The organism is Pseudomonas sp. GL-R-19 (genome assembly GCF_019956375.1).
Classification (GTDB): domain Bacteria; phylum Pseudomonadota; class Gammaproteobacteria; order Pseudomonadales; family Pseudomonadaceae; genus Aquipseudomonas.
In genome coordinates this window covers 57463-77978 of record NZ_JAHBDJ010000077.1, presented here as the reverse complement: position 1 = coordinate 77978, position 20516 = coordinate 57463, and the positions used below count along the sequence as shown (strand labels likewise).

Annotated in this window: 23 protein-coding genes and 2 pseudogenes; 18 read left to right on the top strand and 7 right to left on the bottom strand. The window is 54.4% G+C overall.

The genetic code is table 11. The features are described from left to right. The first annotated feature begins 69 nt into the window (after nucleotides 1-69). The 5 genes and pseudogenes from KGA83_RS27250 to KGA83_RS27230 all read left to right on the top strand — a co-directional run. A complete protein-coding gene (locus KGA83_RS27250) occupies nucleotides 70-396 on the top strand; it encodes a DUF485 domain-containing protein (RefSeq protein ID WP_223531300.1) in 327 nt (108 codons plus the stop codon). Further along, complete coding sequence (locus tag KGA83_RS27245) at nucleotides 396-2066, top strand: cation acetate symporter (protein WP_108217679.1); 1671 nt, start codon at nucleotides 396-398, stop codon at nucleotides 2064-2066. The genes KGA83_RS27250 and KGA83_RS27245 overlap by 1 nt, the downstream gene beginning before the upstream one ends. Nucleotides 2067-2134: 68 nt before the next feature. Further along, nucleotides 2135-3907: an acyl-CoA dehydrogenase C-terminal domain-containing protein gene (locus KGA83_RS27240; RefSeq protein ID WP_108217680.1), complete on the top strand. Its 1773-nt coding sequence runs from the start codon at nucleotides 2135-2137 to the stop codon at nucleotides 3905-3907. Nucleotides 3908-4083: 176 nt separating this feature from the next. Beyond that, on the top strand, nucleotides 4084-5352 hold the full coding sequence (locus KGA83_RS27235) for an OprD family porin (protein ID WP_223531299.1): 1269 nt from the start codon (nucleotides 4084-4086) through the stop codon (nucleotides 5350-5352). Nucleotides 5353-5471: 119 nt separating this feature from the next. Then, nucleotides 5472-5576 (top strand): annotated as a pseudogene (locus KGA83_RS27230) (integrase); the annotation flags it as partial. 279 nt (nucleotides 5577-5855) lie between these two features. Here the strand turns inward: KGA83_RS27230 and KGA83_RS27225 are convergent. Continuing rightward, nucleotides 5856-6074 (bottom strand): hypothetical protein, encoded by a 219-nt coding sequence (locus KGA83_RS27225; RefSeq protein ID WP_223531298.1) that lies wholly within the window; start codon nucleotides 6072-6074, stop codon nucleotides 5856-5858. A 2706-nt stretch (nucleotides 6075-8780) separates the two neighbouring features. On the opposite strand from KGA83_RS27225, the gene KGA83_RS27220 reads away from it, so the two are divergent. Further along, nucleotides 8781-9518 carry a hypothetical protein gene (locus KGA83_RS27220; protein ID WP_223531297.1) on the top strand — a complete coding sequence of 246 codons (738 nt, stop codon included), beginning with the start codon at nucleotides 8781-8783 and terminating at the stop codon, nucleotides 9516-9518. Between the two features lie 88 nt (nucleotides 9519-9606). Here KGA83_RS27220 and KGA83_RS27215 read toward each other — a convergent pair whose 3' ends face one another. Both KGA83_RS27215 and KGA83_RS27210 read right to left on the bottom strand, forming a co-directional pair. Further along, nucleotides 9607-11799: a hypothetical protein gene (locus KGA83_RS27215; protein WP_223531296.1), complete on the bottom strand. Its 2193-nt coding sequence runs from the start codon at nucleotides 11797-11799 to the stop codon at nucleotides 9607-9609. 95 nt (nucleotides 11800-11894) lie between these two features. After that, nucleotides 11895-12104, bottom strand: a complete 210-nt coding sequence (locus KGA83_RS27210; protein ID WP_223531295.1) for a hypothetical protein — start codon at nucleotides 12102-12104, stop codon at nucleotides 11895-11897. A 17-nt stretch (nucleotides 12105-12121) separates the two neighbouring features. Here KGA83_RS27210 and KGA83_RS27205 point away from each other — a divergent pair, with 17 nt between their 5' ends. The 3 genes from KGA83_RS27205 (at nucleotide 12122) to KGA83_RS27195 (ending at nucleotide 13008) form a co-directional block, all read left to right on the top strand. Further along, nucleotides 12122-12313 (top strand): hypothetical protein, encoded by a 192-nt coding sequence (locus KGA83_RS27205; RefSeq protein WP_223531294.1) that lies wholly within the window; start codon nucleotides 12122-12124, stop codon nucleotides 12311-12313. Continuing rightward, a complete protein-coding gene (locus KGA83_RS27200) occupies nucleotides 12310-12618 on the top strand; it encodes a hypothetical protein (protein WP_223531293.1) in 309 nt (102 codons plus the stop codon). The genes KGA83_RS27205 and KGA83_RS27200 overlap by 4 nt, the downstream gene beginning before the upstream one ends. Before the next feature lie 81 nt (nucleotides 12619-12699). Further along, the gene (locus tag KGA83_RS27195; RefSeq protein WP_223531292.1) at nucleotides 12700-13008 is read left to right on the top strand and encodes a hypothetical protein; all 309 of its coding nucleotides are present in this window, start codon (nucleotides 12700-12702) and stop codon (nucleotides 13006-13008) included. A 29-nt stretch (nucleotides 13009-13037) separates the two neighbouring features. On the opposite strand, the gene KGA83_RS27190 is transcribed toward KGA83_RS27195, so the two are convergent. After that, nucleotides 13038-13865 carry a hypothetical protein gene (locus KGA83_RS27190; RefSeq protein ID WP_223531291.1) on the bottom strand — a complete coding sequence of 276 codons (828 nt, stop codon included), beginning with the start codon at nucleotides 13863-13865 and terminating at the stop codon, nucleotides 13038-13040. 129 nt (nucleotides 13866-13994) lie between these two features. Here KGA83_RS27190 and KGA83_RS27185 point away from each other — a divergent pair, with 129 nt between their 5' ends. Next, entirely contained in the window at nucleotides 13995-14555 is a 561-nt protein-coding gene (locus KGA83_RS27185) for a hypothetical protein (protein ID WP_223531290.1), read from the top strand. A gap of 34 nt (nucleotides 14556-14589) precedes the next feature. Here the strand turns inward: KGA83_RS27185 and KGA83_RS27180 are convergent, their stop codons facing one another. Next, nucleotides 14590-15126 (bottom strand): hypothetical protein, encoded by a 537-nt coding sequence (locus KGA83_RS27180; RefSeq protein WP_223531289.1) that lies wholly within the window; start codon nucleotides 15124-15126, stop codon nucleotides 14590-14592. 99 nt (nucleotides 15127-15225) lie between these two features. Here KGA83_RS27180 and KGA83_RS27175 point away from each other — a divergent pair, with 99 nt between their 5' ends. Both KGA83_RS27175 and KGA83_RS27170 read left to right on the top strand, forming a co-directional pair. After that, nucleotides 15226-15534, top strand: coding sequence for a hypothetical protein (locus KGA83_RS27175; protein ID WP_223531288.1), 309 nt, complete (start codon nucleotides 15226-15228; stop codon nucleotides 15532-15534). 4 nt (nucleotides 15535-15538) lie between these two features. After that, nucleotides 15539-15883, top strand: a complete 345-nt coding sequence (locus KGA83_RS27170; RefSeq protein WP_223531287.1) for a hypothetical protein — start codon at nucleotides 15539-15541, stop codon at nucleotides 15881-15883. A 45-nt stretch (nucleotides 15884-15928) separates the two neighbouring features. Here the strand turns inward: KGA83_RS27170 and KGA83_RS27165 are convergent, their stop codons facing one another. Together KGA83_RS27165 and KGA83_RS27160 are read right to left on the bottom strand one after the other, a co-directional pair. Then, on the bottom strand, nucleotides 15929-16294 hold the full coding sequence (locus KGA83_RS27165; RefSeq protein WP_223531286.1) for a hypothetical protein: 366 nt from the start codon (nucleotides 16292-16294) through the stop codon (nucleotides 15929-15931). Between the two features lie 167 nt (nucleotides 16295-16461). Continuing rightward, nucleotides 16462-17025, bottom strand: a complete 564-nt coding sequence (locus KGA83_RS27160; RefSeq protein ID WP_223531285.1) for a hypothetical protein — start codon at nucleotides 17023-17025, stop codon at nucleotides 16462-16464. A 114-nt stretch (nucleotides 17026-17139) separates the two neighbouring features. Between KGA83_RS27160 and KGA83_RS27155 the strand changes: the two genes are divergently transcribed. From KGA83_RS27155 to KGA83_RS27130, 6 genes and pseudogenes are all read left to right on the top strand, one after another. Next, nucleotides 17140-17727 (top strand): hypothetical protein, encoded by a 588-nt coding sequence (locus KGA83_RS27155; RefSeq protein ID WP_223531284.1) that lies wholly within the window; start codon nucleotides 17140-17142, stop codon nucleotides 17725-17727. A 79-nt stretch (nucleotides 17728-17806) separates the two neighbouring features. Further along, on the top strand, nucleotides 17807-18244 hold the full coding sequence (locus KGA83_RS27150) for a hypothetical protein (protein WP_223531283.1): 438 nt from the start codon (nucleotides 17807-17809) through the stop codon (nucleotides 18242-18244). A gap of 219 nt (nucleotides 18245-18463) precedes the next feature. Beyond that, nucleotides 18464-18676 carry a hypothetical protein gene (locus tag KGA83_RS27145; protein ID WP_223531282.1) on the top strand — a complete coding sequence of 71 codons (213 nt, stop codon included), beginning with the start codon at nucleotides 18464-18466 and terminating at the stop codon, nucleotides 18674-18676. Then, the gene (locus KGA83_RS27140) at nucleotides 18676-19788 is read left to right on the top strand and encodes a phage integrase Arm DNA-binding domain-containing protein (protein WP_223531368.1); all 1113 of its coding nucleotides are present in this window, start codon (nucleotides 18676-18678) and stop codon (nucleotides 19786-19788) included. Before KGA83_RS27145 ends, KGA83_RS27140 begins: the two co-directional genes overlap by 1 nt. A 294-nt stretch (nucleotides 19789-20082) precedes the next feature. Beyond that, complete coding sequence (locus KGA83_RS27135; protein WP_223531373.1) at nucleotides 20083-20226, top strand: hypothetical protein; 144 nt, start codon at nucleotides 20083-20085, stop codon at nucleotides 20224-20226. A gap of 147 nt (nucleotides 20227-20373) precedes the next feature. Beyond that, a pseudogene (locus tag KGA83_RS27130) lies at nucleotides 20374-20504 on the top strand (IS110 family transposase); the annotation flags it as partial. Between the last annotated feature and the right edge of the window lie 12 nt (nucleotides 20505-20516).

The following is a 20516-nucleotide window of genomic DNA, read 5'->3' as shown; positions in this document are numbered from 1 at the left end:
GTTCGTGCAGGCCGAATTCGGCAGTGCCCTGCCCTACACAACGACAACAAAAACAATGTGGAGCTACCGATGATCGACATCCATTCAACCGATACCCAACGTTGCGAACGCATTCGGCGCAATCCGAAATTCCTTCAGCTGGTGAGCAGCCGTTCACGCCTGGCCTGGACGTTGAGCGCCGTTGTATCGGGCACTTATTACCTGTTCATGCTCGTGGTGGCGTTTGCCCCGCAGTGGCTGCATGCACCGCTGGGCGAACATCGGATGTTGACCTTGGGTATGCCGGTTGGCGCGGCAATCATCGTGTTTTCCTGGTTACTGACCGGTTGGTATGTCTACAGCGCCAATACCCGTTTTGACGCCCTGGGCGCAGCCATTATCGAGGAGAGCAAGTGATGACTCTGTTGCGTAAACTGATCCTCGCCGCTACCGGCCTGCTGCCAGCCTCCATTGCGCTCGCCGCGCCGACGATGGGCGCGGTGGAAAAGCAACCACTGAATATGAATGCGATCGGCATGTTCTTCGTGTTCGTCCTCGGCACGCTGGCCATCACCTGGTGGGCCGCGCGCCAAACCAAATCCACCTCGGACTTTTACACGGCGGGCGGTGGTATCACCGGGTTTCAGAATGGCCTGGCGATTGCCGGCGACTATATGTCCGCAGCTACCCTGCTGGGGCTTTCCAGCCTGGTATTCGCCAAAGGTTACGATGGCTTCATCTATACCATCGGCTTCTTCGTTGGCTGGCCCATCATTACCTTCCTGATGGCCGAGCGTCTGCGCAACCTCGGGCGCTATACCTTCGCCGACATCGTTTCCTATCGACTGGACCAGAACAAGGTGCGGATCTTCGCAGCCTTCGGCTCGCTGACGGTGGTGTGCTGCTACCTGATCGTGCAGATGGTCGGTGCCGGCCAACTGATCAAATTGCTGTTCGGCCTCGACTACCCGGTTGCGGTGATGATCGTTGGCGCGCTGATGCTGATCTACGTGATCTTCGGCGGAATGATCGCCACCACCTGGGTCCAGATCATCAAGGCTGTGCTGCTGCTCGTCGGCGGCACCACCCTCGCGGTCATGGCCATGTCGCAGTTCGGTTTCAGCTATGAAACCCTGGCCGACAAAGCCGTCAAGGTTCACGCCAGCGGCTGGAACATCATGGGCCCGGGCTCACTGCTCGCCAACCCGATAAACACCGTGTCGATGTCGCTGGGCCTGGTGTTCGGGATTGCCGGACTGCCGCACATCCTGATGCGCTTCTTCACCGTGCCGAGCGCCAAGGAAGCCCGCAAGTCGGTGTTCTACGCCACCGGTTTCATCGGTTTCTTCTTCCTCGTAGTCTGCACCCTGGGTTTTGTCTCGATGGTGATCATAGGCACCGATCCGCAGTACTACGTCAATGGCGAAGTCGGCGGCGCCCTGATTGGTGGCGGCAACATGGTTGCCATGCACCTGGCCAAAGCTGTCGGCGGCAATCTCTTCTTCGGTTTCCTCGCCGCTGTAGCGTTCGCAACCATCCTTGCAGTGGTGTCCGGCCTGGCGCTGGCCGGTGCTTCGGCGATTTCCCATGACCTTTACGCCACCGTATACAAGAAAGGCACCGCCAACGAGAAGCAGGAAATGCGCGTGACCCGCATGGCCACTGTGGGCCTGGGCGTCATCGCGATTGTGCTGGGCATTGTGTTCGAGAAGATGAACGTCGCCATTCTGGTGGGCCTGACGTTCGGCATCGCCGCTTCGACCAACTTCCCGGTGCTGATCATGGCCATGTACTGGAAAGGCCTGACGACCAAAGGCGCGATCCTGGGCGGTTTTGCCGGCCTGATCTGCGCACTGGCACTGGTGATCCTGTCGCCACCTGTCTGGGTGACCGTACTCGGTCATGCGCAAGCGATCTTCCCGTACGACCATCCAGCGCTGTTCTCCATGCCGCTGGCCTTCCTGGTGATCGTCGTCGTGTCCAGGCTCGACCGCAGTGCGCGCGCCGACAAGGAGCGTGACGCCTACGCCGACCAATTCGTTCGAGCTCAGACCGGCCTCGGCGCTGCCGCCGCTTCCAGCCATTGACTGAAGGGGCACGGCCCGCCTGTGCGGCGCTGTGCCCGTGACACAACTGTCCCAACGAGGTTCACGTTATGCCCGAATTCAAAGCTCCGCTACGCGACATGCGCTTTGTGCTGCACGAAGTGTTCGATGCCCCGGCCATGTGGGCGCGCCTGCCGGCCTTGGCCGACAGCATCGATACCGATACGGCGGACGCCATTCTTGAGGAGGCGGCAAAAGTCACCTCGCACCTGATTGCGCCCCTCAATCGCAGCGGCGACGAAGAAGGCGCGCAGTGGCATGAGGGTCGGGTCACCACCCCCACCGGTTTCAAACAGGCTTACGCTACCTACATCGAAGGCGGTTGGGTGGGACTGTCCGGCAATGCCGGGTTCGGTGGTATGGGCATGCCGAAAATGCTCGCCGTGCAGTTCGAAGAGATGCTCTACGGCGCCAACTCAAGTTTTGCTCTGTATTCGGCGTTGAGCTCCGGTGCCTGCCTGGCGCTGGATGCCCACGCCAGCGACACCCTGAAAAAAATCTATCTGCCACCGATGTATGAAGGCCGCTGGGCCGGCTCCATGTGCCTGACCGAGGCCCATGCCGGCACCGACCTCGGGCTAATCCGCACCCGCGCCGAACCTGAGGCTGACGGCAGCTACAAGATCACCGGCAGCAAGATTTTCATCACCGGGGGCGATCAGGACCTGACCGAAAACATCGTGCATCTGGTACTGGCCAAACTGCCGAACGCGCCTGCTGGTCCGAAAGGCATTTCGCTGTTTGTCGTACCTAAAGTGTTGGTCAATGCCGACGGCTCCCTCGGTGCTGCCAACGCCGTGAGTTGTGGTTCGATCGAACACAAGATGGGCATCAAGGCCTCGGCCACCTGCGTGATGAACTTCGACGGCGCCAGTGGCTGGCTGGTCGGTGAGGAGAACAAAGGCTTGGCGGCGATGTTCACCATGATGAATTACGAACGCCTGTCCATCGGCATTCAGGGCATCGGCTGCGCCGAGGCGTCCTACCAGAGCGCCGTCGCCTACGCTCGCGAACGCATTCAGAGTCGGGCGCCCACCGGTGCCGTGACCCCGGACAAACTGGCCGACCCGATCATCGTTCACCCGGATGTGCGGCGTATGCTGCTCGGCATGAAAGCCATGACCGAGGGCGGCCGCGCATTCGCCAGTTATGTCGGGCAACAACTGGACCTGTCGAAGTTTTCCAACGATGCCAGCGAGCGCGACAGTGCGCAGGACCTGGTTGCGCTGCTGACGCCGGTGGCCAAGGCGTTTTTTACCGACACCGGCCTGGAAAGCTGCATCAATGGCCAGCAGGTTTTTGGCGGCCATGGCTACATCCGCGAATGGGGCCAGGAACAATTGGTCCGTGATGTGCGAATTGCACAGATCTACGAAGGCACCAATGGCATCCAGGCATTGGACCTGCTCGGACGCAAAGTGCTCGCCGATAAAGGCGTCGTGCTTCGCCAGTTCACCGGCGAGATTCGCCGTTTCGCCGCTGAGCCCGATGCACCCTATGCCACGCAGCTGCTCGATGCCGTGCAGCGGCTGGAGGACATCGGCGACTGGCTGCAGGATCGGGCGGCAACCAACCGCAATGAAGTCGGCGCTGCCTCGGTGGAGTATTTGCACCTTTTCGGTTACGTCGCCTACGCCTGGCTCTGGGCGCGTATGGCTCAGGTTGCCCGGCAAAAACGCACCGAAGACGAAGATTTCTACGATGCGAAAATCGCCACCGCCGACTTTTACATCCAGCGCTTGCTACCACGCATTTTGAGCCTGGAACAATCCATTCGGGCCGGCAGTGCCTCGTTGTATGGCCTGAGCGCGGAACAGTTCTAACGATTAAGTCGACGCCGCGTCAAAAAACTCCTCTCTTTCGGCGTTGGCGTTTTTTTATCCATTAGCTCTCGCCCCTCTGGCGAGGGCTGCTTCACACCTACTGCCCCACGGACATCGCGCCCAGTCGCCCAGTGGCAGCCCCATGATTCCAAAAATAAAAACAAAGGAGCTTCACCATGGACCGCAGCACCCGCAATCTCGCCTCCCGAATCCTGCTCACGGGTGGTGTCATCAGTCTTTCAGCCCCGGCTGCTGCTGACTTTATCAAGGACAGCAAGGCCAGCCTTGAACTGCGCAACTTCTACTTCAACCGAGATTATCGTCAGACCAATGCTCCCCAATCCAGGCAAGAGGAATGGGCACAGGGTTTCCTGCTGCGCTATGAGTCGGGATACACCGAAGGTTTGATTGGCGTGGGTTTCGATGCCCTGGGCCTTGAGGGCGTCAAGCTTGATTCCAGCCCCGATCGCGCGGGTTCCGGCCTGCTCAAACGCCACAGCAACCCCCGCAATGGTTCCCAGGACGAGTATGGCGAACTGGGCCTTACCGCTAAACTGCGCGTCTCCAAAAGTGCGCTGAAACTCGGCACGCTGATGCCTAAACTGCCGACGATCTTGGCCAACGATTCACGGCTGCTGCCACAAACGTTCGAGGGAGGTCAGCTGACATCGCTGGAGATTGAAGGCATGACGGTGGATGCCGGGCGACTGACGCAGGTCAATCAGCGCGACTCCTCGAATTACGAAGACATGGGCATCACCCGCACCGGCGCCAAAGGCATCACCACACGTCATGTCGACAGCGACAGCTTCGATTTCGCCAGCCTGAACTACAAATGGACCAGCAACCTCGCCACCGGCTACAGCTACGGTCACCTCGACAACTTCTACAGCCAGCACCTGGTCAACCTGACCTACGTGTTGCCGGTCACAATCGGCCAGTCGCTGAAGACCGATCTGCGCTTCGCCCGCTCCACGGACGACGGTGGCAGCAATGTCGATAACAATGCCATCGGCGCGATGTTCACCTACAGCGTCGACGGGCATGCGTTGGGCCTGGGTTACCAGGGCATGAGCGGCGATACCGGCTACGCCTACGTCAACGGCACCGACGCGTTCCTGGTGAACTTCGTGCAGATCGGCGACTTCGCCAGCAAGGACGAAAAGTCCTGGCAGGTTCGCTACGACTACAACTTCGCGGCCATCGGGGTACCTGGCCTGACCTTCATGACCCGCTACCTCACCGGCGACAATATCGATCTGGGCGGCAACCGCCCGGAAGGCAAGGAATGGGAACGCGATACCGACATCGGTTACGTTGTGCAAAGCGGCCCGCTGAAAAACGTCGGGGTGAAATGGCGCAACGCGACTGTGCGTTCGACCAACTTTGGCAGCGATCTGGATGAAAACCGTTTGATCGTCAGCTACACCTTACCAATCTGGTAGGCGTTCTGCTCTGCGTCACTATTGCCCAGTACACATGGTTTATAGCTGAAGGCTGCCTTGCGCAGCTTTCAGCTTTTCTCACTCACGCCTTCATAGGAGTCGGCTAGCCATGACGCGGTTACTCGGGCGCTGAGCTCGGGCATCTGATTGAGGCTGCAAATAGGGTATCAGCAACTGACTCGCGGCGGCCGGTGCTGACGATCTTGAAGAGGAAAACTGGATGAAGTCCCGAAAAACTCCCCACCAATGAAAAAGCCCAACTGGCTAGAGTTGGGCTAAGTCATTGAAAAATATGGTCGGGACGGAGTGATTCGAACACTCGACCCCTAGCACCCCATGCACGCTTGTATCTCTACAGGCCGCTAATTTCAAGGCTTCGCGCTTGGCGCTCGCTGCAACGATGCCCAACAGTGCTGAACCGTGAGTGACAGAGTCACTCGAAAAGTCACTCGGCCTTTTTTGCCCCCCCATCGTCTTCCTGACGACCGAACACTATTCCACGCCTACCGGCATGAAACCCTATCTAGCATGACTTTCATCTCGACAAGGCTTGGCCGCAGCCCTGGAAGCGACATCATTATCGAGCCGAGTTCACCCGCCAGTACTGCTGCTATTGCCTGTCCGTCTCTAAACCTACGGTAGTCCTCAGCTACAAAATGGCTGCAGAACCCTACTAATACAGCAACCTTAAATGCAATAAACGCCGGTGCCATGTTTTCCATTAATCAGATCCTTTTCAAACGGCTTTGCAGGTTATTGACTGACGACCACGTCGATGTTAAGAGCCCGAAGCGGCTCCTGTAGGCGTTGAAATCCTAAAATCCATGGGGGGGCTGAAAAAGAGCAATATTAGTAATATCCATCCCGAAAAACGGCTACAGACCTTGTAGATCAATGCCTTCAGCGATTTTTTCAAAAGGCGATATTTTAGCGATAAGAGGGCAATAGTATTACCTTTCTATAAAGCTATATTTCTATTCTATAAAACCCAGTGAAACCGGGGGCTTGGCAGAAATATTACTTTTCATATCGCTTCATATTACCTTCTCTTGTAATACCGAAAGCCCAGTAAAACCGGAGTCTCCAGCCCAGTTGCCGACCCCGTATGGCTGATATCGCTCTTTTCACATAGCCCCCTTCCCTCTAAAATAAATTTTCGTCTGAATCTACTTTTGCTCGCCACCTTCATAGCCCGGAATGACAACCTGAAAACGGTCGCAAAAATGCGTTCGCCGTGTCACCCAACCGTAGGACTACCATTGCTACTCGATTGTTTTTTCTCAGCGTCCCACGCTATTCTCGAAGTCTGCCAAGCACAACGAATGCAAAGGGAATTGTCGTCATGGAGAAAAAACTCTTCGTCCTTCCTTTGCTCACACCGCCTCTCAAGCGGTGGGTGCTGTTCGGCTCCGAGCGTTATCCCCCAATGCGCCATTCGGTTCCTATGGAGAGTGAAGTCAATCTATGCCAAACCCAACTGCAGCATATATTGAGAAGCTCTGTGACAACTGGTTCGCCGCATCAACTCCTCCCGAAGGTGGGATGCGGATCGGACCAGAGACGGAGAGATTCCGACTTTTGGCGAACGGTGTCGTATTTCATGAACTCAATCACGAAGAATTGTGCGCAGCGCTAATAGGCCTTTCTAAAGTGCTCCTTCTCCCTGGGTTCAGTACGATCGTAAATGATGACCACTACGCTCTATGGTCATGGTGTGGAGAGCTCCTTTTGAATTCTCGCTCCCGCCACTTCCCAGCAGCGCAATCCGAAATACACTCTCTCTACGCAGCATCTATCCACGCTGCGCTGGCTTTCTGTAGTAAACCAACGGAGACAGAGGAGGAATGGGAAGAGCAGAATCGTATAGAAGACTTGCAACCCCACCATGCGAAACTACTTATTAAACAATCCAGTTTAATTCTCGCCCATCTGGCTTTCCCTCTACTTGAAGCAGTACTTAAGCGGGCATGTGCAGCTTATGTTGCCTTCGACGGTCGAGTGGTCTCTGCATTTTCGGTTCCGAACAAACAAGGCAATCCAAGAGAGTACGATCCAAACGGACCATTTCGTAATCGCCAATGCAGTAGCTTGCGAGACTTACTATTTCTGCACAGCACAGTCGTTGCCAGCCCAAAGCTAAAAAATCTTTTGGACCGCTTTTGCGAGCGTCTCACTACCCTGGATGCAAGCCAAGATCCGTTCGATCTGATTTATGGTTGGAGGAATCAGTCCCTTCACGGCTCCACAAACTTCCAGACGATCGGAGGGACCATACTGAGTTTCTCTCTTCTGATTTCTCTCTTTGAGATTGAACATGGGTTTGAAGAATATCGGTTTCGGACCTTCGAGAATTGTCGATGGCTCGCACAACTACCTAGCAAGAGTCCATGGTCCTTCTACCCTCCGTACTAACGCTTATCCATGGCTTCAGATCAAAAAGCATCCAAGAGATGCTTACTAAGCGAAATGGTAGGCACCGTGAGTGCGAGGGAGAAACTACATACGCTAACCAATGAAAATTACCGAATGCCCGAAGAGCCCCGCACGCTTTTACTCTCAGGCATTCCACCATAGCTCCCGACTGGATCAAATTACGCACATGAGGGAGCGGTACAGAATAGGAAAACCCATCGAAACCTAAGCTTTCAAAGTTTTCGCCCAATGAAACCGGGCACTTCACCGTCACCCCCTCCGCGACCGACCCGAGCGCCGCAGTGCAACCGCGCTGCACTTTCTTTCAAAACTTTGCATTTTGTGAAATGGTCGATCGCCTGCAGGGTCCCACGGCCCGCCTGGGCTGCAGGTTCGTTTGCGCTACATCTGAATTTGCACAAAAAAAGTATACAAAGCCCGTCGGCGGGAGGGGGATAAGTGCTTTTTCTTCGGTTTTTTTCTTCGACCCCACGATTTCGTGCGCAGCACCTGGTGGGATTGGTCAGCGCTTTATAGGACGATTATTGGAATACTCGCCAACTGACCTTGTTTGTATGCACATACAGTTATCTGCATAAAACTGAGGGTGCCAATGATGATCCAGGAACATATCGGACCGTCTACCAAGAAGGTAGCCGCTCTTGCGAAGTGAAACGATTCACTGCGTGACGAAGCCGCGTTGCTTACCGCACCTGATACTCACCACAAGGCACTGCTCGATCATGCCCATTCACTGCATAAGCCTAATGTGATCGATGGTGACGATCTGCCCAGATCGTGCAAAGAGTTACCGCGCCTATCAGGTCAAGTCAATAAAAACTCCAATCCGGGCCTGTATCCCGGCAGGGGCTGTGGAGTCAAGCTTGTGCGTTGATATGGGCTGGACTGATGCCCCAAAAATGCGGGAAAACAAAACCGATAGTTTTTGGGGTTCCTCATGGGTTAGAGTCTAGAAAACTCAAAACATTAAATCTAAAGGCCGACTCGGAAGCAAAATGAAAATCTCAGTTTTCTGCAAGGAATGCTCGTTCGAGACCCCCTCAAAATACTATTTATTAAATGTTCAAGACACTCAAGATTACGAAATAAAATGCGACCATGGTCACATTACATATTTTGTAAATGGATGCTCAAAATACGAGACATTATTTGAAATCGCCTGTAACGCGATAATAGATGGCTATCACAGAGAGGCGATATCTTCATTCAGCTCAAGCCTCGAACGCTTTTACGAACTTTTCATTAAATCTTCGCTTTACGAAAAAGGCCACACAAAAGATGAAGTAGACGCTTTTTGGTCACCTATCTCAAATCAATCAGAACGACAGCTTGGGGCATTCGTATCTGTATATACTCTAACAACAGGCTCAACTGCAGACATACTTACAACAAATCAAAGCTCCTTTCGAAATAGCGTAATACACAAGGGTAAAATAACCGACTACGCAAAAACCGTAGAATACGGCCAACGGATCTCAGACATTATAAAAAATGCTCTACTAGCCGCCAAGAAGCACTTCCCCGCAGGAGTACTCACATTTTTTATACACGAAAATGGTTCGCATTCGAGGCCTTTCGGCAAGTGTTATGGGGGCACCACCCCCTCGCTGTTGTGTCCAGTTGACATAATGAACTACCCTGTTGTGCCTTTGGAGGAATGGTTGAGCGATTTGAAATATCTTAGAAATAGGGCAATAGAAAGAGCCAACCCTAACATCGAAAATGCAAAGTAAATGCGTTGCTCGGTGATGGGCATCGTTCTCTAGGCGTAAAAAAGCGCGCGGCTTGCGGGCGCTTGTTTAGGATTTCCAAGAGGCGGTATCAGGTCAAGTCAATAGATATCCCGATCCTGGCCTTTGTACCGGCAGGGGCTGCCCCGGCCAACTTGTAACCCAGCACAACTTCTTTATCGGTCGTGGTGACTACTCGTAAAATAGCCTCATCCCAAACTGAGGAATCCGGATCAGTAGCCATCCAGTTAGCGCGCACAGCTTTGCGCGGAGGCGTATAAAGCAGACCGTGCGCTATAACGACTATGGTATAAGTCGTAATATCCATTGCCACCTGGTCGGTCTCCAGATTCGTCTTGCAGCCACCGACTGTGTCTCCACGACTACGGATGTTAATACGGTCAGTCGCCCTTGGGGCGAGCCCTTTGACAGGCTTTTGTCCAACTGTAGTTGCAATACTCAGATCAACTTGATTCTCACTCCCGGAAACATAATCGAAAGCAGTGTTACAGTTTCGGATTTTGCAATTAATCTCGTTATCAATGCCATCCAACTTCAGACCTGTACGACCGACAGCACTAAAGTTTATGATTGTCATCTCGACATTACAACCGGAACCTTTGACTACTGCCCCTTCGTTATCCGGGTTATTGGTTGCAAGAATACCGCTAATATCAGCATTGTCTCCATTGACGATTAAAGCGGTCTTCCCGACTGATAACCCCCAAACAAGAGCGTTCAGGTGGCCGATATAGCAGTTCCTTCCGTTAACAACTATTCCATCTTGCTGCCCACCAATGTTGTACGCCCGCATCTTATCGATTTGAAGCTCGTTGGCCTGCAGGAAAGCATTGTCCCCGTCGACCACGAGGGTCTCGATGCGCGCAATGCTGCCAATATAAACACCTGTATCTAATGCGGGCTCCGCAGAGCGGCCGCCAGCATAGGAGTGCAGCAGGCCGATGCGGTCAAAGCTGCCACAGTACAGGGTCGACTCTTCCGAGTAGAAGTTCCAGCCGTCGTTGAAGCAAACGATGACGCTATCTGCATTGGTGTTATGAGGACCTCGGCAATGCCAGCCGGCAAAACCGCCATTAGAACGACAGATAATGTTGCCGAACTTGCCCTCTTCCTGTCCGCGCCAGCTTGTACCCGAGGCGCTGGTAGAGTCCTCTGTGTACAAGCCGCCACCCGCGCCGTCGTAGATAAGGACAGTGCCTGCAAGGATCATCGAAGGACCGTATAGCTTCACAGGAACGCCGGAGGTGTTGCCGGTGGGGTTGGTTGTCGGGTTGTAACGGTTGCCATTGACGCGAATATCCTTGAGCCCCATCCAAGATGGAACGCGGGAGTCAGTCACGGTCAGGCCAGTGCCGGTCAAAACATCAAAGTTCTCCGACTTGATAAAGTCCCGATTGGCGCCTGCAATCTGTTTCAGTTCGGTGGCATTAACGCCCCGGCCATTGAGCACAATAGTGCGATCCAAACGGATATACCGTGCCTGGTACACCCCACCGGTACCGAATGTAAGGTCACCACCGCCGAAGGATCCCAACATAATACGAGCGGCTTCAAAGGCAGGTGTCCAGTCCCAAGTACCGAAATCATTCGGCACCGGGCGTGACGTTACCAAGTGAGAAAATTCCCACAAATCTATCTGGGCCTGAGACAGACTCTTGGCGACGGTCCCTTCAATCGCCAAGGCTAATGGTGTGCGGATACACCCCAGCATCCCCGCCCCTTTGCTCGGATCTATCGGGTTGGCAATATCCTGTCGAAGTGAGTCATCGCCAATCAGCTTTAACTTCGGTCCATCAGTCGCCCAATCAGTCGTTACCAGAGGTAGGAATTGGCTTTTTACCCGGTAGTCATTGCCGTGATAGGTCACGCTTTGAGTTATGCGTTCTAAGGTGAGGCCAGTCCCGTAGGGCACGGGAGACTCATAGCCACTGGACGCCATTAAGCGATTGAATTGCTCGATGCGTACTGCCTGATCACCACCAAACTCAGATTCACGCCGTGCCCGATCGCTATCAAAATCCTGTTCCATACCTGCCCAGGACTTGCGCGGCACGCCTCTGCGATCGGCATAGGATGAGTTTGGCCCAAGCAACAAGTAATCCAAATTCCGTGTGTTATCGGATAAATCTTTTGGCGAGGTTGAGCCAATCGGATTGCCGGTGTTATGCGTTATGGTTATGTTGCTCGCAGAGTACGCCAGCGGCGCCGCAAAGGATCCGGTGCCGAGGGCGCTGAGTTTTAACAATTGCCGGCGACTTACCATGACGACCAAACCTCAAAAACACAGGAAAAGTCGGCAGTATACCGGTGGAAATTTCGTACAGAGGTGATGGCCAGGCTTGCCATTACCTGGATGAATCATTCTTCACAATACCGAGGCCAATCCCGATTCTTGGTTATGTCGAAGATGTCTGCCATTGCAATGTAGTCCGGCGCCTCGATAACCCATTCGGCATCCAGAATCGGGCGTTTGAACAGTTCCAGCTTCGCGGTAAAGCGCCAGAAGCTCTCGCCGACCAGAATTGGTCCCTCGTAGATATCAACAAAGCGCGCCCGGTGTTCATCCATGCCCAGCGGCGTTTTGAGTGGGCACTGAAACCACAAGCAGCCCGATAACAGGATGTGCTCAAGGCGACAACGCCTACCACGTCATTGAGCGTGCCACCGGCAAAGTGAAGGGGTTCCGCTTCACCTGGAAGGCAGCGATCAACCTGGCCCAAGTACTGGAAGCGCGCGCTGACGGCATGAAGGTGAACATCGATGGGTGGGACAAATGATCGGCATACCAATGCCCAACCCGAAGGACTCGATCATCGAGGACCTCAACCGAAAGCTGGATCAGTTCTTCGGCTCTGGCAAGACAGCGCAGCAGATCGCCTCAGGCGTCAGCGCTGAAGCGCCCCACTTCGGCACCACGCCACACAGCAACAAGCTGCGCGCCGAGCGGGACAAGATCGCGCCCAGGCTTAAGGAGTTGGCCGAGGCCGGCACGCCCGTCGCCAAGGCTGCCAGAGAGTGCGGCATGGAAGCCAAGCGCGCCCGCCTGATCGCCCGTGAAAACGGCTTCAAGTTCACATCGTGAAGCGCATCAGCAGCCAGGTGCGCCAGCGCCGACGACAGACATGGCTGGATCTACCGGCCCACGGAATTGAAGAGGCAGGCCATGGCCAAGAGCAACGCGGATATTCAGAGGGACAAGCACGCCAAGGAGAAGGCATTGCTCGACCGGATCGGCGCCGAGAAACGAGCGCTGATTGTGTCGAAAGCGCTGGATGATGCGCTCCAGGTGCTGGGCGAGCGCCACGACTTCGAGGAGTGGCAGGAAACGGTGTCGACGTTCCTGATCAACCTCGCCTCAGCGCCCACTGAAGAGTCCGCCCGCTTTGCCGCCATGTTGCGACCTAAAATAATAGTGAAGGAAAAGTGGTCGCGACAGCTTGAAGAGTTCCGTAAGACGGGCGTTGAACAATAGCCATACGACTAAAGCGACTTTAGCGGTAGTTAATACTCAACTAAGGAATAAGCTGCCGCGATGTCTCGCAGCATTGCCAAACCAGAGGGTTGCAACCGACCTCTAGTATCAGCAAGACCTCTAGAGCCCAAGCGAGAAACACCGCTAATTTCACCGGTTCCGACCCGAGCAAGGAACAGACCAATAAGTTCATCATCACTTGAACTAAGGATGGAGTCATGAGAAAGCAACCTGACTATTTCCTTAAAAGTACCAACCCGCGCTGGCGAGGCATTATATTTAGCAATAATTCCACTCTCAAACTCAACTTCATCTATTCCGTCATTTGCGACTAGCTTGTAATGCTTTATTCCGAATTCCTCGCCGTTGCACGGTGCCTCAACTACCGCCTTAACCAATACATCAAGCCATCCGTAATCGAGAATAAGTTTATCCCCACAGCTGATCCCAACACTCACACCATTATTGGCAAATGTAACGCCCCCTGGCTGCGACTCTACAAACTCGACGTCCTCTGGCAAATCAGCCTCATGGACCAATCCGTTCCTGTAATATTTGTATATTAAGTACTCGACAGCTTTCGGTTCCCCCTTGAACATTACAGTAAAGCCAGAGGCACAAAATTCGGGGCCTATGTTTACATTTTGAACTATCCGTCTAATCCTCCCACCTAGAAATAATGTAAACGCTTCCTCATCACGCATTGCGTCATTATTTCTGAGGGATTTCGTTACTTTTGCTGGAAAGACTTTTCTTGATGATGCAGCAACGGCCAATGACAAAATCGTCAAAGCCCCAATATGTCGCCCTTGTGCAATTAGAAATTTAGCATCATCTACTTGCTGAGAAATAGTCACAAAAATTCCTTTTGGTTGTAGTGGGGCCGCCCACTTGCCGTCGTCAGCGTTACGCCAAGACATCAATAAATAGCCCACTTCAACGAATCACGCCAGCCTGTGAGGGCGGCGCCTGACTGGAGATAGCGCATGAGCAGCTACCATTACAAAACCACTTCGCCTTCCGCCATGGCTGCTGTTTCCGACTGGGAAACCAAGAAGGCGGACTTCGACGCTAAGCGGGAAAAGCTGAAAAACGTGTTCGGCGGCCCAGGCTCTCCAATGTACTCAGGCAGTGACAGCTATGTCGGCGGCGTGAAGATCAGCGATAGCCGGGATCTGGACGTTCATTGGCGGCGCCCGGACGAATACGGCTACCGCGCCCTACAACATGCGGCCAAGCCTGAGAAAGGCGCAACGAAAGAAGCGCGAGCGGCGTACAAGGCTGAACATGAGCGCCTGACTGCACTGTGGCAAGAGCACTGCCCGGAACGCATCAGCAAGGATGACGTATGGAAAGCGCTCGGCGCGGACTCGGGCAGCGTGTGGTTGAGCGGTGGCGTGTTCTTCAAACATGAAGGTGCCATTTATCTCAATCTCGGGTTCCAGCTGAAGGAAGACGGCGAGCACATCGATAGCGCCACCGAGATTGTGGCGAGCGAGTTTGAAGCTGCGCGCCAGCTGGTGCTGAATCGGCGCAAGGCCGCCTGATCCATCCTCACCTTTTGCGCTACGCATCGAAGGGTCAGGCGTGAGAAAGCCCATTACCCATCATCGTATTTCCAGGGTGGAAGAAACCTGATCCATCATCGATAGAGAACATGATTGTGGTTTCAGCTAGCACCTCGCGAAGCTTTCGCAGTTCAACGGGGTCAGACGGCATCTTGATTAAGATCGTAGTAACCCTTTCGTCATCATTTGGCCTGGCCATTTGAAGGTACTCGTATCCTGATAATGCCTCGCGCAGCGTGTTGTGGCCCCCGATGTCTTCACCTGTACGTGTCAGCCTCGCCTGGGCAGTGAACGCTAGGGCGTAGCCAGCGATAATCGGATCAGGAGTTGGTGTGTCTTTCCACTCGTGGGCCTCCTTGCTTTCGATCATGTACGGCCCGTCGCCAATGTACTGGCCATAATTTTCGACGACGTGCGCCATCTCATAAGACGACTTAAGGGTCGATGCGATGTCGAAAACTGGGGTGCTCATGCTCACTACGAGCATAGATGCGGCAGCCAGCCCCCTCAGGTACGCCGGCAAATCTTTTTTCTGGACTAGCTCTTTCATCAGCGCCTCTCAATCCGGCTCCATGCCGGGCCGAACACCAATACCCCACTTCAACGAATCACGCCAGCCGGCGAGGCAGGCGTCTGCCTGGAGAACATCATGGGAATTCCCGCGAACGCTTTAAAGGAAGATGAGCTTTTCCACTACGCCTCCCTGGAGCCGGGCGCCGCCGACGAGTTGGCGCGCCGAATTGCCGCGGGCGACATAGACCCGAACGCGGGCCTGGAAGATCTTCGCGAAGATATTCGCATGATCGAAAGCCAGGCGGATGACGCCGAGGACGAAGCAAATCTGCTTCGAACCTATATGTCGGACGCTTGTGAGTTCATCCGTCGCGCGATGAACCCAGAGGAAAAACAATTTTCAGTAAACGAGCTGCTGCAGAAAGCACTCGGCCGCCTGGAGTGAACCCATGAGCACATTTGCTGTATTCGGAATGAATGAGCACTTCGCCCGCGAAGAGGCGAAACGCAAGGTTCGCGACTTCAAGATCGAGAAAGGTAAGCGGATCGAACTGTCCATGAGCCAGTGGCTCCAGGCTGTCGAAGACCGCGTGATCAAGATCATGGATGGCAAGCGGGTCGCCCAACTCAGCAGCATGTTTGATGCCCCCCCAGTATGCCGCCGAGTATGCGGAGCGCATCCGGAAGTTGGGCCGATGCCGCGACGTGATCATCAGGGCGAAGATCAAGCTGCCGCAGAACGATGCGAAGCGGAAGTCGGCGACCAAGCTTTCGTGGATGGACTACTCGCCTGAATCAACAGCGGCCGCCTAACCCACGCTCACCTATTGCGCTGATCGCTATTTGAATGGCAGATCACCATATGCCCAGATAAGTGTTCCGACAATGGTGAGCGAGAAAATGATCCACTCTGGATTGTTGAATTTTGGAATAAACCTATCGCGCTGTTCCTGTAGTCCTACCCATCCAAAACCGACAGGAGTGATAGAAAGCTTGGCCCGGATTAAAACGCCCTCCGCCAGAATGGCGAATACAGTAGTAACGGCACCGCTTCGACCAAACCATCCCCCACGATCCAGATCTTGCACGTGCGGGTAAGGCAGCAAAAACGAAAGAATCGGTGCCAGGACGGCGAGAAATACAAGACCCCAAGCGATATTCAAGCTGCGTTGTAACTCCGTATCTGTTGGCTCTTTGAACGCCATACCCACTCCGATTCCAACAAAAAAAACCGAATATACCGGCGAGGCCTTTCTATGCCTATCACTTACGGTTCGGTCTGCTCGGGCATCGAGGCCACGACCATGGCCTTGCATCCGCAGGAACTAAATGACCACCACAAGAAATCGCACAAATTAAACACACCAAGCTTTCATGGGTTTGGAGTTTTGAATTCTTCGGCATGTTTATTTATAAATTTTCCGCCAAACCAAGCCAGCTTAACTGGATAGTCCTCCCCCACCCAATCAATTAAATCGGGCCAGGCTCCATTAGGACGAACGGAATGTGGCGTTTGGTAATCCGTTTTCCACCATCGATTGTAAACAACTATAGGCCTTTCAGGCGGCGTCTTCCTTTTTTGAGTATTCAATGGCAATTGCAAAAAATACGCATGGGCCCACTCTGCGAGATCAAGCATCTGATCGGTTGCCTTCAGCTTCTTACCAGGAGTCCGAGGGGAAACAACCTCACCTAACCACAAGCCCTTATAACTCGGGTGCTCAGCTAAAAATTGCGCAAGTATAGGGTGCCTAGCGTTTAGTCTCGACCTGAGATTTTTTGCAATCCCAACATACTGAAGCTTTGATCTAGACTCTCCGCCAAGTTTCCCAACGAACATATATAGCCCATCTCCATAATCTTTGGCCATTGCCTCCTTGGCTCCAGCAAAATCATAGGGACCAAACCATTCAATAATTGCTGTAATAGATTTCATGAACTCACTTATTGAGCATTCTACAAACACAAAACAACGCCAATAGACTTCGCATTGATAATCGACGCAAGCCCTCTCAACAAAACTGCAGCAATATAGCAATGAGGACGCCCCATGCCCACAGAAAACAAACCGGCCGAGCCTGGCTTTAACTTGAACACCTCAGCAGGCGGGCGCGGCTACATCGCCGACTTGTTCAAGACCGTGCTCAGGCGTCACGACTATCGCCAGTACATCGCTGAGCGGCTGGCCGGCGACTTCGCGTGCACGTTGGCGCAGCACCTCGAGGACGTCAAAGCTCGCGAGCAAGCCCTGCAGCAGCGCCTGAACGCAGCCGATCAGCGGATTGATGACCGCGCCGGTACCTGCGAGTGGGGTCGGGAAGACGACAGTGGCATCTGGAATAGCGGCTGCGGCGTGACCTGGTCATTCCATGATGACGGTCCGGAAGAGAATGGCATGCACTTCTGTCACTCCTGCGGGAAGGCGCTGATTGTTGAAGCCGCTGACGCAGACTCGGTAGAAGCTGGCGACTGGCACATGAACCCATGCAAGCAAGGTCACCGGGATATCGGCGCTGCTGGTGGCGTAGCGCACTGCTACACCTGCGACGAGAAGATCACGGCGGCCACCTCTCAGGAAGCGTTTGAACTCTGGAACGCAACTCATCCAGCCGGTGCACAGTCAGCCGAATCCCGATAGGAGTACATCCGTACTCCACCCCACCTCTGTAACTCCCTCCCCCTTCAAAGTCAGCCGCTATAGCGGCAAGGACGAAGTCATGATCAAAGCATACCTAGCCGCACTGCTGGACGGCATTCAGTACCCGGCGCATCGAAGCATCGCAAAGGACCAGATCGAGGCCGCCAAAGCCGCCGGCCTGGTGATCGTCTTCGGCGCCAGCGATGATCTGATGGAATTCGAAGGCGCCACCCGCGACGAGTTCGGCTCTTACGACGGCGGTACCGCACTGATCGATGCCCAAGGCCTGCTGCCCGAGCGGGAGAACATCGAGGATGACGACGAACTTCAGGAGTACTTCAAGCGCAAGCCTATGGCCAGAAAGATCGAGGCGCTCTGGTGCAAGGAGGACGGTTATTCATGGACCTACTCAACCGATGTTCCCCACGCGAACTTCGATGTGCTGGATGGAGAGGACCACTACTGCCGCGGCATTGTGTTTTCGCTGTCAGATCTCGGCCAGAAGGTGACGCCATGATCCTCCTGCCAATAGCAGCGCCGCTCTACATGCTATGGCACATCTACAAGGGGCCGTGGCGCTAAGGGTTCACCCCGCCAGTCACCTCAGGGGAGAAAGCGTGTACGCAACTGGCGAGGTGAACCAATAAACCGTAGCCCAACCTCAAAGCGTGCCTCACACCCTTCATCAGAGTTTTACATACCACCCTCTGCCGCCCCGAGCGGCATGGAGCACCCAATGAAAAAAGAACTGATCAAGATCAGCGAGTTTCAATGCCGGCGCTGGCGCGAGAACGGAACTCCGCAATGCCCCCAAGCGATTCGCAACCATATCCGCAACGGAATAGTCCCCGGCGAGCAGATCGGAAAACTCTGGTACGTTGACTGGACCGCATTCACCCGCTCGGACGGCAACGACCTGGTGGCGATGGTATTGAAAGGAGCTGCATGATGGCACCACGGCCGCGCAACACTGCGAACAAGAACCTTCCGCAGAACCTGTACTTCGATGCGCGGCGCTCGACCTATCGCTACCGCCGGCCAACCGACGGCAAGTGGTTCCAGTTTGGTACCGACCGAATCAAAGCAATCGACGCTGCGAAGCAGTTGAACCTGGAGTTTATGCGCGGTGCCGACTTGGTCGGTACTGTGCTGAACAAATCTGCCGAATCGTTTGCCGGGTTCTTCGATACCTACGAGCGCGATGTCCTGCCTCCGCGCGAGTTGGCCAAGGGCACACTCAATCTGTATGCGGTGCACTTTCGGCGATTTCGCAAGCAGTTCGAAGGCAAGGCAGTCGACCAGATCACGATCCGCATGGTCGCGGAGATGCTGGATGCCCTCACCCCTCGGACGGCAAACCAATGCCGGACGCTGCTCATCGACATATTCAATCACGCTGCCGCCAAGGGCCTGTGCCCGGACAACCCGGCGGCCAGCACAATCAACCGCATTGAGAAGAAACAGCGCAAACGCCATACCGTCGAAGGCTTGAAAGCCATCCGGAAAAAAGCCCCAGCCTGGCTACAGAATGCGATTGACCTCGCCCTGATCACCGCCCAGCGCCGGACCGACATCCTGGACATGCGCTTCGACGGTGTTCGGGAGGGCTTCCTGTACTTGGTGCAGAAGAAGACGGCAAAGGCCAGTGACGCGGCGTGGATCCGCTTCCGGCTGACACCTGAATTGCAGGCCGTGATCAGCCGCTGCCGTGATGACACTGCTTCGCCGTACTTGGTGCACCGCAAGCCCGATCGCCTGAAACAGAAACAGGCACAGACCAAGGATCACTGGACGAAGATTGAAGAGCGGTATTTGACGCGAGCATTCAAGGAGGCCAGAGAGGCGGCAAACTGCTACGCGGGATGGAAGGAAGAAGAGATGCCGGGCTTCCACGAAGTGCGAGCGCTGTCGCTGCACCTATACAAGAAAGCCGGAAAGGATGGGCAGAAAATCGCTGGTCATGCGAGCGAAGGCATGACCAAAAACTACCAGCGGGACCACGAGGAAATCGTCTGGTCTGAGGCGATTCCTGACCTGAATATCAGCGAAATCACCGGGTAGTTTTGCGCCAGTTTTGCGCGGGTTTTGCGCACGCACAAAAAAGCCGATCTATCTGATCGGCTTAAGTGTCTGATTTTACTCAGTAAATATGGTCGGGACGGAGTGATTCGAACACTCGACCCCTAGCACCCCATCTTCTTTTTCATACGTCTTGAAAGCTTCCAAAATTTTACTCTGGATTTTTCCAAGCCAGTATTTACTTGAGCTCCAGCGGTGTTCTGCTCCACGAGAGTCCAGGAACGTCCATCAAGAGCCGACGTTTTTGTAGGGGTAAAAGTAGGGGGAACCCATTTCATGGCCAAAATCACCATCAAAGAACTCGAGTCGCTGACCGTAACCGATGTCGGCCGGATCCTCAGGGAAGGTGGCAATCTGGCCGGTCGAATCTCAGTGCACAACGGCGGTGTATCGGTCAGCCTGTTCTATCGGTATTGGTAGGGCGAACAGAAAAAAGAGTACGCCTGTTACTCCTACATACCGGTCAGTTATTCGGTTACGGCGAAGCGCTGAGCATCAAAGGGCGGCAACGGCCAAGAACCCGGCGCCCTTCTTGAAGCTCATGTTATGGACGAAATTCTTCATCAGCCTGACTTCAAGGCACGTTATGACGCGCTTCGGGAGCGAGGCAAGAGCGCGAAAGTCGCGCTCCTGCCTGCATGCGGGTCCTATTGATTAGACTGAATGCCATGTTGCGGGACGGCACCGAATGGCGGTGACGAGTGGCATGG

What these genes read in the sequence shown, in the direction of transcription:
- KGA83_RS27250 (WP_223531300.1), top strand. Translation starts at nt 70, where the DNA reads ATGATCGACATCCATTCAACCGATACCCAACGTTGCGAACGCATTCGG.
- KGA83_RS27245 (WP_108217679.1), top strand. Translation starts at nt 396, where the DNA reads ATGACTCTGTTGCGTAAACTGATCCTCGCCGCTACCGGCCTGCTGCCA.
- KGA83_RS27240 (WP_108217680.1), top strand. Translation starts at nt 2,135, where the DNA reads ATGCCCGAATTCAAAGCTCCGCTACGCGACATGCGCTTTGTGCTGCAC.
- KGA83_RS27235 (WP_223531299.1), top strand. Translation starts at nt 4,084, where the DNA reads ATGGACCGCAGCACCCGCAATCTCGCCTCCCGAATCCTGCTCACGGGT.
- KGA83_RS27225 (WP_223531298.1), bottom strand. Translation starts at nt 6,074, where the DNA reads ATGGAAAACATGGCACCGGCGTTTATTGCATTTAAGGTTGCTGTATTA.
- KGA83_RS27220 (WP_223531297.1), top strand. Translation starts at nt 8,781, where the DNA reads ATGAAAATCTCAGTTTTCTGCAAGGAATGCTCGTTCGAGACCCCCTCA.
- KGA83_RS27215 (WP_223531296.1), bottom strand. Translation starts at nt 11,799, where the DNA reads ATGGTAAGTCGCCGGCAATTGTTAAAACTCAGCGCCCTCGGCACCGGA.
- KGA83_RS27210 (WP_223531295.1), bottom strand. Translation starts at nt 12,104, where the DNA reads ATGGATGAACACCGGGCGCGCTTTGTTGATATCTACGAGGGACCAATT.
- KGA83_RS27200 (WP_223531293.1), top strand. Translation starts at nt 12,310, where the DNA reads ATGATCGGCATACCAATGCCCAACCCGAAGGACTCGATCATCGAGGAC.
- KGA83_RS27195 (WP_223531292.1), top strand. Translation starts at nt 12,700, where the DNA reads ATGGCCAAGAGCAACGCGGATATTCAGAGGGACAAGCACGCCAAGGAG.
- KGA83_RS27185 (WP_223531290.1), top strand. Translation starts at nt 13,995, where the DNA reads ATGAGCAGCTACCATTACAAAACCACTTCGCCTTCCGCCATGGCTGCT.
- KGA83_RS27180 (WP_223531289.1), bottom strand. Translation starts at nt 15,126, where the DNA reads ATGAAAGAGCTAGTCCAGAAAAAAGATTTGCCGGCGTACCTGAGGGGG.
- KGA83_RS27175 (WP_223531288.1), top strand. Translation starts at nt 15,226, where the DNA reads ATGGGAATTCCCGCGAACGCTTTAAAGGAAGATGAGCTTTTCCACTAC.
- KGA83_RS27170 (WP_223531287.1), top strand. Translation starts at nt 15,539, where the DNA reads ATGAGCACATTTGCTGTATTCGGAATGAATGAGCACTTCGCCCGCGAA.
- KGA83_RS27165 (WP_223531286.1), bottom strand. Translation starts at nt 16,294, where the DNA reads ATGGCGTTCAAAGAGCCAACAGATACGGAGTTACAACGCAGCTTGAAT.
- KGA83_RS27160 (WP_223531285.1), bottom strand. Translation starts at nt 17,025, where the DNA reads ATGAAATCTATTACAGCAATTATTGAATGGTTTGGTCCCTATGATTTT.
- KGA83_RS27155 (WP_223531284.1), top strand. Translation starts at nt 17,140, where the DNA reads ATGCCCACAGAAAACAAACCGGCCGAGCCTGGCTTTAACTTGAACACC.
- KGA83_RS27150 (WP_223531283.1), top strand. Translation starts at nt 17,807, where the DNA reads ATGATCAAAGCATACCTAGCCGCACTGCTGGACGGCATTCAGTACCCG.
- KGA83_RS27145 (WP_223531282.1), top strand. Translation starts at nt 18,464, where the DNA reads ATGAAAAAAGAACTGATCAAGATCAGCGAGTTTCAATGCCGGCGCTGG.
- KGA83_RS27140 (WP_223531368.1), top strand. Translation starts at nt 18,676, where the DNA reads ATGGCACCACGGCCGCGCAACACTGCGAACAAGAACCTTCCGCAGAAC.
- KGA83_RS27135 (WP_223531373.1), top strand. Translation starts at nt 20,083, where the DNA reads ATGGCCAAAATCACCATCAAAGAACTCGAGTCGCTGACCGTAACCGAT.